This window comes from Mesorhizobium sp. M1143 (assembly GCF_040318435.1).
Lineage (GTDB): Bacteria > Pseudomonadota > Alphaproteobacteria > Rhizobiales > Rhizobiaceae > Mesorhizobium.
The window spans coordinates 1-10,213 of record NZ_JAMYMJ010000091.1; the positions used below are offsets into that span (position 1 = coordinate 1).

A 10,213-nucleotide genomic window follows, 5' to 3' on the forward strand; every position below is an offset into this window, starting at 1 on the left:
CTCACGCCCGAGATGGCGGAAGGCTTGGGAGCGGCCGGCGTGAACCGCGCGAGCCTGGGCGTACAGAGCTTCGATCCCATTGTTCAAAAAGCGATCAACCGAATCCAGAGCGAGGCCCAGACGTCGGCTGCCGTGGAAGTGCTGCGCCGGCATGGAGTAAGCCGCATCAACTTCGACCTCATCTACGGCCTGCCGCGTCAAACGGTGGAGTCGTGCGTCGAAACAGTCAGGGCGGCGGTCGCCATGCGCCCCGACCGGCTTGCCTTGTTCGGCTACTCGCATATCCCATCCCAAATAAAGAATCAGCGCCTCATCGAGGCGGAATTTCTTCCCCACAGCGCTGCCCGCGCTGAACAGCATGCGGCTGTCGCCGTGACGCTGGTTGCCGCCGGCTACCGGGAGATCGGGCTCGACCATTTCGCCTTGCCGCACGACGAGCTCGCGCTGGCACAGGAAACCGGTCGCCTGCGACGTAACTCGTTGGGCTACTCTGCCGATACCTGCAGAACCCTGATCGGTTTCGGCGCGTCGGCTATCGGCCGCATCGGCCAGGGGTACGTTCAAAACGAAGTTACACGGGATATCTACATCCAGCACATCGCAGTTGGCCGACTGGCGACATCGAAGGGCCATCGCCTCACAGACGACGACCGCGTGCGAGCCGCAATCATCGAGCGATTAATGTGCGATTTCGAGGCTGACGTGCCGGCAATCTGTGTCGCCCACGGATCTGATCCGATCCGTCTTCGCGGTTCAGATGAGCGTTTGGCGATGCTGGCCAAGGACGGAATAGTGGACTTCGAAAACGGTCTTGTCCGCGTACGGCGGGAGCATCGCTTTGGGATTCGCGCTGTTGCTGCCGCATTCGATGCTTTTAGGGATGGCCTTACGTATCCCGCAGTTGAGGGCAAGCACACAACACGGAAGCTAACACAGGGAGTACCTTTTGCCGGAGAGAACGAGCTGCCATCGTGCGGTGCCCGGCTAGTAGTGAAGCGCCGTAAAATGTCGACATAGGCGTTGGTGAACTGGACCGAACGACGAGAACAGCCTATCCAGTGTGTTGTCGGCAGTTAGTTCGAAAGTCCTGCTACACCCGATCCGATGCCTCTCAACGCCGAGGCCGCACCTCCGTGCCGAAGCCGGCCTCCCCAATGGTGGGTCGAGCCGTCGCTTACCCCGTGCTTGCCTCACAGATCCGCGATCGAGAACCCAGCCTCATGCTCCCGCCCTGCCGGGGCCTAGGTCCATCAAGCATGAAAGGGAACACGTCGGAACCTGGGATATCGCTTGCCCGGCCGGGCGGCGATAGCCTTGTCGGGGCAGGCGAGGAGCCGTAGCCGAGTGATGAACGCACAGGAGAAGTCTGGCGTGAATGGGGCGATGATTGTCAAGCTTTGCTCTCGAGTCATCTCGTCAACCATCTTGCGTGACCGATTGGCGACCATCTCCTCGTCCCGACCTTATATTACCCGTCGCCTGTCGCCGCCAGCGCGCAGTGACTTGTCAAGGATGGAGGCCCGCAGACCCCATCGCGCGGCGACTTGTCCTTGACGGTCACGAGCACGGCGGCAGGTTTGCCGTGGTCGGGGAGCCTTCCTTGAGCGGAAGCCGACGACAGTGTTCGAGGGGAACTCGCCATGAGCCGGGTGCGCAGAGATCGTCCGACGCTCTTGTATTTGCTGGATCCCAGCCGGCTCCGCCTCCGACTGCCTCGATAGCTCGGTATCCTGAGCGCGTCGGCGGCATCATGCCATTATCATCCTACGAATTGCATGCTCCATCGTCCTGGACGAGACCGGTTTGGCTAGCCAAAGGACGAAGGTCTGATTACCAGATGTGATCGGCATGGGGTCGCTTCCACCAACGACGATGATGGGCACCGTCATCAGGGTGGTACGTACGGCTTCGGGCTGTCCTGGCCCGAGGAAAGTCGCTTTATCGAAAATTAGGAGGTCGGCTGCCTTCCCGCTCTCGATCCAGTCGCAAAGACTTTCGAAGGTCGCGAAGCCGACAGGCTTATAACCAAGCGCGGCGATCTTATCGTTGTAGATCTCCAACGCTGCTGGATCGGGCTCCACCACTGCAATGATTTCTCCATTGCCAAGTGATCCATCGTATGGACCGGAAGCGCTATCAGCTCTGACCTGCTCCTCAGCGCAGGCCGGTAAGTAGAGATCGAAGCGTGTACCTCGGCCAACAGCCGAGGTGACGTCAAGGCATCCTGCGAGCGCGCTCACATGGCGGTCCACTGCAGCAAGACCCAGTCCGGTCCCGCCGACGCGAGAGCGCGTGGTAAAAAAGGGCTCAAAGATGTGCGGAAGCACCGAACTTGCGATTCCTTGGCCATCGTCGCTGATGGAGAGGAGAACGTAATCTCCCGGTTTCAAGGTGCCCTTAGCCACGGGCTTCGTTTGACAGACGTGAGCGCGAGAAACGCTAATCTCGACACGGCCCTCATTCAAGAGAGCCTCCGACGCGTTCTTGCATAGATTCATAAGGATCTGCTGTATCTCGGTCGGGCTGCCCTCGATCACCGTTTGCCACTCGTTGATCTTGAAGTTCAACTGAACATCCGCAGGAAGTGTAACCCGCAGCAATGGCGCGAGATCCATTACACTCTCCGAGACGTCGAAAGGCATCGTCACGCGCTTCCGAGTTCGGCTTAGCGACAAAATTTGGTCAATAATCAGCTTGGCTCGGTTGCTGGCCAAGATAATTTGGCCGATGTGGCCCCGAATTCTCGAGGGGCGGCGCACAAGACCTTTAGCCATCTCTGCGTAGCCGACTATTGCTCCTAGAACATTATTGAATTCATGTGTAACGCCGCTTGCGATTGTGCCGACAGCCGTCAGCCTTTCCGCATGCTCCCATCGACTCTCAAAAAGGTTACGTTCCGTGTGTACACGTTGCATTTCAAGATGGTTGCCTAAACGCACAGTAGCGCTCGCCAGAACCAGGAGGTCGTCTGTGGAGGGTGGTGAGCGATCTCCTTCAAAAACAAGGATACAAACCGCAGCCTGCTGATCGGAGGCCCGGCAACCAACAATTTGACAAACACCGGTAGTGCCTACGGCAGTCCGAAACACTTCCGACGCCGGAACGACGCGAAACACTGGCTGTTCCGGGTGTACAAGTGAGACGACTTCATGGATTAGCGTGGCGTTCCAGACGCGCATGCGCTTGTTCGCGACAAAGTACTCGGTATTCCTGCTGATACTCGGATCCACCAGAGCAAGCGCGCATTGATCCGCATCGAAAACGCATTGAATGAGTCTAAGCGCTGCTTCGGTGGAGAAGCGCCGCGAAGCCTTCGTTGCTTGACTGTCGATGAAACAAGCTTCGATCTCACTCATCGCCGCTTCAAGCTCTAACCGCCTTTCCAACCGGTTCGTCCGCACATGCAGCGTGGAGGCTCGAATGGTCGCAAACAAGCAGAGGCATATGGACACCAAGCCAAAGAAAAGCCGTGTACGCTGCGCTTGCGCGCTGGCGAAGCTGTAGGCTTTCAGATGTTCTCGCTCCAATTCGGCAGCCTTGGCGAACGTGTCGAAGGATGGGATCCGATTGACAGCGCGGTCCAACCTCAACATTGAGGACAGGATAGCGCGGCCCTCGCGGGCAACATCCTCCGTGACTTGGTCCTGGCTAGGAGGAAGTCGGCGGAGAGACTGATCGATTTGTAATGCGAGGCTGAATCCCGGTCTGGCCGAAAATTGAAGGATCAGATTGGAAAATTCAGGCCTGTTCGACACTCCCCCCCGAAGGCGATTAGCCGAGCGAGCAAAGCGTACGAGAGAGCTTTGCAGAAGCTCATTTTGCGCGGCCGAGGCCGAGATGGCAGCTTCTGTGTTTTCGAGGGAATTTTTGAGCTGTGCAACCAACCTGGAGTGCACCCCGGAGCTCTCATTGGGCGAGATCTCAACAAGGCGTTGGTAGTTTTGAAGGTTCCTTTTTAATGCTTGCCCGGTAGAAGCAACGGAACGGAAGTCCAATACCATGTCGGCGCGGGCGACGTCTCGCTGGAGCAATGCGTAGTTGATCTGAATCGTCCGCAGTTCGCTTAGGACCGCCTCGTTGATCTGGGGGTCTTGCCACTGTATCGCGACCAAGAGCGCGACCGAGGCCACTAGGGCCATTACAGAAGCTTTGTCGGTACTGAGCCATTTTTCCCAAACGAACGGCGTTTGATCCGCGGTGCGTGCCTTGCGAAGGTCCGATTTGAATTCTAGCTCCCCATCGCGTCGGTGTGCGGCCGGATGCTGCTGGAACAGGAAAGCCAAGTGTACCTCTCCCCTCAAATAGGCGGTGTAGACGCCGTCGGACTCTGCCCCCATGGCCCGCTGACCTTCCATTGATTCGCGGGCGTTTCGACCTCGACGGCGAGGCGGCAGCACAAGGCGGGCAACTGATCGCAGTTTTCGGAACTGGTCTTCCGAGAGATCATCGAAGGGGCATACAAGCGCACGCCTGCAGCAGCCGAGGATGATACCGGCCGGTCAAACGCAACTGGCGAGGGCCGGATCTGCTGTTGGCTGGCAGCTAACACTGGCGGGGCGGCGGCCTCGACTCCGGCGTGCCTAGAGCCGGCTGCTGCGAAAGCGTCCGACACGCTTCCCTTGGGGTCATCCCGTCCAGCGGGCATCCTTGGATCGCTGAAAAAAGACGAGGCGGCTTGATGATCCTGCCCTCGCTGAAGCACCTCGCGAAACCCTTGTTCCAGTCGCAGAAGCTCCTCTGGACCGGTAGGCGGCTCGTCAGCTCGACCATCGAACAGCGGCCGGAGCGCCTCGGACACGTGCTGCTCAAAGCCCACTCGCCGGGCCTGGACCGCTTGCCCGTCTTCCAAGCCGGCGTCCTGCACCTGCGACAAAGCTGTTACACGGGATGGATTTTTTCGCGGGGTCCACACCAGCCTCACATCAAACTGTATCGTCAAAGTCCTGCGCCAATTCACACAGCGGGTCATCGAGTTGAGATTCGGCGGAGAGCGCGTCCTCTGCTCCCGTCAAGGGCGCCGGCTCCGGGAGGGCGCCTGTCTGGCGTTCAAAGATGCGTTTCAGAATGCGATCCGAGAAATAACGCACCTTCCTCAATTTTAATGGTGGCAGACCTTTGATGAGAACAATCTCGTAGTCGTCATCGAGCAGCCGAACCTGTTCGGGACGCAATAGCGGTGCACCTTGATGTGAATTCTGAATGGTCCAGTCGAACGTTCGCGCCTGGCTGTGGGAAATCGATTTGGCTTCAAACGTGTATTCACCGATGGCCTTGGAAATGTAGTTCGGAGTCTCGTCATCAGCCGTGGCCATGAACACTTGCAGTCCGGTATTGCTGAGAAAATTCTGCTTGCCAGCCTCTCCATAAGCCCCCGTCAGTGCCGAAAGGCTTTGGATGATGAGCATGAAACGCCCGTTGTAGCCCGCGATAGTCGTGATTGCGGTCTCGATCGCTTCCAGCTTACCCAAGTGCTTGAACTCGTCGAGCAGGAAGAGAACCTCGTGCTTTTCATCCCGGCGGGCCAGCGACCGCTGCAGAATTGAAACGATTTGCTGAAAAAACAAGCGTATCAGAGGCGCGATCACCTCAAGGTCGTTCGGACCAACGCAAAGATAGATGCACGTTCTGCGACGGCGAAGATCATAGACCGAAAAGTCCGAGCGACTTGTGGCCGCCTTTACAGCGGGATCCGCCCACAGGTTGAGCCCGCCATCGCCGAGCACGGAAGTGTAGGAGGTTAGGATTTTCGTATCGTTCCCCGCCATGTCGTCGAAGATGCGTTGTGCCTCTTTGTTCTGGGTCTCCATGGCGAGTCGCGCGAAGAGCTTAAACTTCTCCCCCGGCTGGGCGAAGAGGTCATAGACGGCGCCGATTGTTGGCGTGCCCCGCTCGATGCAGGCAAGGATTCCCGCGACAAAGATATCTCGCGCGCCGCTGACGAAACCTTCCGCGCCCTCCCCCTTGGCCGTAATCAGGTTTGCGGCCAAGCGGCGGGCTTCGGTGAATTGCTGCTGTGGAGGCAACGCTATAAGATCCAACAGCGGATTGTAGCAGTTTGTGCGCCGCTCCGAATCCAGCGGCGCGAATTTAAACACGTCGTCACCTGCGGCTTTGCGCGCCCTCGAGGTGAGCTCAAAGAGCTCCCCCTTGACGTCCAGAGCTATCACCGAGCCTTTGAATGTAAGTAGCGTTGGAATGACTATGCCGACGCCCTTGCCAGCGCGGGTCGGTGCAACGATGAGGCTGTGAGGCTGCTCGCCATTGGTCAGGTAGTAGCCAGGCCAGAAAGGCGCACTTGTCTTCCCAAACACCGGCCCTGTCACGCCACGGTATCGTCGCAGATATCCCGTGCGTCGCATTTCATCCACTCGAGCCCAACGAGCCGTCCCGTGGTGTTCGAGCTTGCGGCGCAATACGATCTGCTGAATCAGCAAGACGACCGCGGACGTCGAGAGCACGATAGCCGCGCCCCGATAGAAAACGGGGGTTGCGAAACCCAAATAGAAGGGCGTCTCAAACCAAAAGGCACGGACATCAAACGCCATCAGAGCCTCGCCGCTGCCGCCGTGGCGGAAGGTTGCGTAAAGACTTGCCGCACAGAAGCCCACGGCGAGTGAGCACGCGATGCTAATGGCTATGTTGGGGGGCGTCGTTTTTGTTGAAAGCATTGTTCCATTGCCGGATTAGCCGTAGCTAATGCTGCGCGTGCTTCAGAGACCGAACCGGCGTCGCGCGATGTCGCCGCTCGACAGATCGATGCCGCAGTGGGTGGTGCGATGCTTGCAGCGCATCACCCGGCAGACGTGGTTTTTGAAAGTTACACTAAGCAGGTACGTCAACGGCCAGCGAATTGGAAACGGCAAGGCCGTAAACGGATTCGGGAGAGAAAGCGTCACTGTACCATGGCCGAGACCTCAACGGCCGGAGCGATCTCTGCTTCTGGTGGCCTCCATTAGGTCCTCTCGGGCGTGATTGAAGGCGTGGTTTATGGACCGCCCGATTTGAGCACCCCGCTGCAGCTGTTCATAGGAGGTTTGCGGGCCTACTGTATCACGGACTGCAGCCTCAATACCTGCTATGTGGCCGTCCAGATTCGCACTCCGTTCCTCTGCTGCATGCTGCGGCGGCGGCATGTGCGGCAAGATGTCTTGCATGCCGGGAAAAACTGAGTGAGCTTGGGCCTGTTGATTTGCGTCTAACTGGGGATACATGTTGAGAATAGCATTGGATGCCATGTTTCTGACATTGCCATCCGGATCAGAAGAAGCCAATCCAATGGCCTGATCAAGAATGCGAGATTTATTTTCGTCAGTAAACTTACTGAAGTGTGGCGCAACGTAATAAGTTCCGAGAGCTTGCGACGGCGGATCCATGTTGCCAATGCGATTAACAATAGCATCTTGCAGCCCTGGCGTTAGGTAATCGCCTAGATTACTGGCCGCCCCGACTTTCTGCAATGCTATGTCATCCGTGCTGTACCCCAATTCGGCTGTTAATGTCGCGGCCAGATTGATGGCTGATCGTCCAAGCCGATTGGTCCGCCTTTCAAATCTCGCGAGGTCAGTTTCTGGCCCGGGTTGAGTGCCCCGAACGGCTGTTCGCTCGTGCGTCCCGAGGCCTTTGAAGCCCCCAAGATTTCGCGCTGTATCGCGCGGGGTAGCGGTTACCAGCCGTTCTGCAACATCGCTCAATGGCCCCTCTGGAACGTCACGGAGGCTACTGCTCCCCACGCCTTGAGATGATCTTGCAGCTGCACGTGCCCGTTTGTTATCGCGATCCATTGCTCGCCTCCAAAGTAGTTATTCTACCCAATGAGGTTACCACCGAAGCTTGACCTGCTAAACCGATATGATGTTACAGTTGTAGTATGGCAAAGGGTTTCCAGCTCTGTGGGTCTGCCAAGAGCCCGTCCAAGCCGAAGAAAATACGATGAAGCTGGCATCAAATGCGGGTAGTGTTCCCAAATGCGATGTGAACTGCCCCGGGCATTCCGGTGGCGGTTTCGTTTGAGTCACGCGGCTATGGCTGGTTCATCCAACATGGCGTAGTAGCGTTCCTCGGCTTCGGCCGGCGGGATGTTGCCGATGGGCTCCAGCAGCCAGCGATTGTTGAAGCAGTCGACCCATTCGAGCGTGGCGAACTCGACGGCCTCGAATGAGCCAGGGTCCGCGTCGATGGATCACCTCGGCCTTGTAAAGACCGTTGATCGTTTCCGCGAGAGCATTATCGAAAGAGTCGCCGACGCTGCGGGTTCGACGCCGGCCTCCGCCAAGCGCTCGGTGTATTGAATGCTGACGTGTTGGGCGGATTCAACCGGTCGTCGCAACACCAAGGGATTGGAGGTTGCAATGACGGTTCACCAACGCGCTTCAGATCGGTGCACTCGAAAGAAGCTAGACCGCCCGGGCGTCCGCCTGCCTGGCAGCGTGAGAATCGCTTCCGGTTCTGGCAAGCTATTGCCTTGGGACATTCGAGCGAGGAGGCCGCACTGGATGCCGGTACATCAACGCCTCTTGGTCCGCGCTGGTTTCGGAGTGCAGGAGGGATGCCGCCAACGCATTTGGCGCCGTGGGCGAAGCCGCCTTCGGGGCGATATCTTTCTTTCGGGAGCGCGAGGATATTGCGCTTGAGCTTGCCAAGGGAATCGGCATCCGGGGCATTGCTCGTAAACTAGGTCGGCCGCCGAGCACAATCTCGCGGGAGGTCAGGCGCAATGCCGCGACGCGCAGCGGCAATCTGGATTGCCGGCCAGTGCCGCCCAATGGCACGCCGATCGTGAGTCCCGGCGGCCTCCTGGCAAGCTGGCGGTCAATCCGGCTCTGCGTGAACATGTTGAGGAGCGCTTGGCCGGCAAAGTCACCAACCCCAATGGCGCCTCATTCGAGGGCCCCAAGGTGGGTATGGAAAAAACGACAGAGCCGGAGGTGGTCGGCAGCCTGGAGCCCCGAGCAGATCGCTAAATCGGCTTCAGATCGATTACCCAGAGGATCAAACCATGCGGATCAGCCACGAGACGATCTATCAGTCCTTGTACATACAAGGACGCGGAGCATTGCGCCGAGGACTGACCGCATGTCTGCGTTCAGGCCGAGCGTTGCGCGTACCGCGCGAACGGGCCCGAGTTCGCAACAAGTCCTTCATTGGAGACGCCCTTATAATAAGCGACCGTCCGGCCGAAATTGCCGATCGGGCTGTCCCCGGACATTGGGAAGGCGACCTCATCCTTGGCCTCGGAAGCTAGGCGATCGGTACGCTCGTGGAACGAAGTTCACGCTTCACAATGCGTGCTTCACCTGCCGCGCATGCCTGGCTATCAGCAGAGCCTGCGCATCAAGAACGGTCCACCACTTGCCGGCCACGGCGCTGAAGCAGTCCGCAGAGCCATAGCCCGATCCATGGGCAAACTTCCCGAGCAGCTGCGTCAGTCGCTGACTTGGGACCATGGAGCGGAAATGGCGCAGCAGCCGACCTGCGCATCGACACCGGGCTCGAGATTTACTTCTGCGATCCCCAAGCCCGTGGCAGCGAGACTCCAACGAAAACACCAATGGCTTGCTGAGACAGTACTTTCCAAAGGGCACGGGTCTCAGTCGGCACACAGCCCGGGAACTGGACGCAGTTGCCCATGCTATCACACAAGACCGCGCAAAACGCTCGGCTGGAAAACACCTGCCGAACTCCTCGACCAGCTCCTTGGGGGACAGTATGATGCCGGTGTTGCGGCGATCCGGTTGAATCCGCCTTGGCTGCCTCTATCGCTGTGATGGATGAGCCCGCCTCCCCGCGCGGGCCGCCGATCATGGAGAGCCTGTTCCAGGGCATCGAGAACGAAGGCTGCATGCGCCGTCCGGCTCACCCGCCAGCCGACGATCCGACGGGCATAGGTGTCGATGACAAAGGCGACATAGACGAAGCCCGTCCAGGTCGCGACGCAGGTGAAGTCGGAGACCCGCAGCATGTTCGGCGCCGGAGCATGGAACTGGCGGTTGACGTGGTCGAGAGGGCAAGGTGCGGCCTTGTCGCTCACCGTAGTGCGGATCGGCTTGCCGCGGACGATGCCTTCGAGGCCCATGGCCTTCATCAAGCGGGCAACCGTGCAGCGGGCGACCTCGAAGCCCTCGCGACGCAACCGCCGCCAGACCTTGCGAATGCCGTAGACGCGGAAGTTCGCCTCAAACCGTCGGACCTCATCCCTCGAGGCTGTATCCCATCT

The 10,213-nt window shown here is 58.7% G+C and carries 4 protein-coding genes and 3 pseudogenes; 2 read left to right on the forward strand and 5 right to left on the reverse strand.

Annotated elements, in window-relative coordinates; genetic code table 11:
* Positions 1 to 1,017: radical SAM protein (locus NKH35_RS30005; RefSeq protein WP_352917331.1), on the forward strand; the 1,017-nt coding region annotated here is incomplete at its 5' end.
* Positions 1,018 to 1,748: 731 nt separating this feature from the next.
* On the opposite strand, the gene NKH35_RS30010 is transcribed toward NKH35_RS30005, so the two are convergent.
* From NKH35_RS30010 to NKH35_RS30025, 4 genes and pseudogenes are all read right to left on the reverse strand, one after another.
* Positions 1,749 to 4,283 (reverse strand): two-component system VirA-like sensor kinase, encoded by a 2,535-nt coding sequence (locus NKH35_RS30010; RefSeq protein ID WP_352917333.1) that lies wholly within the window; start codon positions 4,281 to 4,283, stop codon positions 1,749 to 1,751.
* A gap of 639 nt (positions 4,284 to 4,922) precedes the next feature.
* Positions 4,923 to 6,668 (reverse strand): type IV secretion system ATPase VirD4, encoded by a 1,746-nt coding sequence (gene virD4, locus NKH35_RS30015; RefSeq protein ID WP_352917334.1) that lies wholly within the window; start codon positions 6,666 to 6,668, stop codon positions 4,923 to 4,925.
* A 246-nt stretch (positions 6,669 to 6,914) separates the two neighbouring features.
* Positions 6,915 to 7,781 carry a hypothetical protein gene (locus tag NKH35_RS30020; RefSeq protein WP_352917336.1) on the reverse strand — a complete coding sequence of 289 codons (867 nt, stop codon included), beginning with the start codon at positions 7,779 to 7,781 and terminating at the stop codon, positions 6,915 to 6,917.
* A gap of 230 nt (positions 7,782 to 8,011) precedes the next feature.
* Positions 8,012 to 8,305 (reverse strand): annotated as a pseudogene (locus NKH35_RS30025) (transposase domain-containing protein); the annotation flags it as partial.
* Between the two features lie 43 nt (positions 8,306 to 8,348).
* On the opposite strand from NKH35_RS30025, the pseudogene NKH35_RS32090 reads away from it, so the two are divergent.
* A pseudogene (locus tag NKH35_RS32090) lies at positions 8,349 to 9,764 on the forward strand (IS30 family transposase).
* Here NKH35_RS32090 and NKH35_RS30040 read toward each other — a convergent pair.
* Positions 9,743 to 10,213, reverse strand: a pseudogene (locus NKH35_RS30040) (DDE-type integrase/transposase/recombinase); the annotation flags it as partial. The pseudogenes NKH35_RS32090 and NKH35_RS30040 overlap by 22 nt on opposite strands.

Coding starts and splice junctions, on each gene's coding strand:
- virD4 (WP_352917334.1), bottom strand. CDS start 6,668: ATGCTTTCAACAAAAACGACGCCCCCCAACATAGCCATTAGCATCGCG.
- NKH35_RS30020 (WP_352917336.1), bottom strand. CDS start 7,781: ATGGATCGCGATAACAAACGGGCACGTGCAGCTGCAAGATCATCTCAA.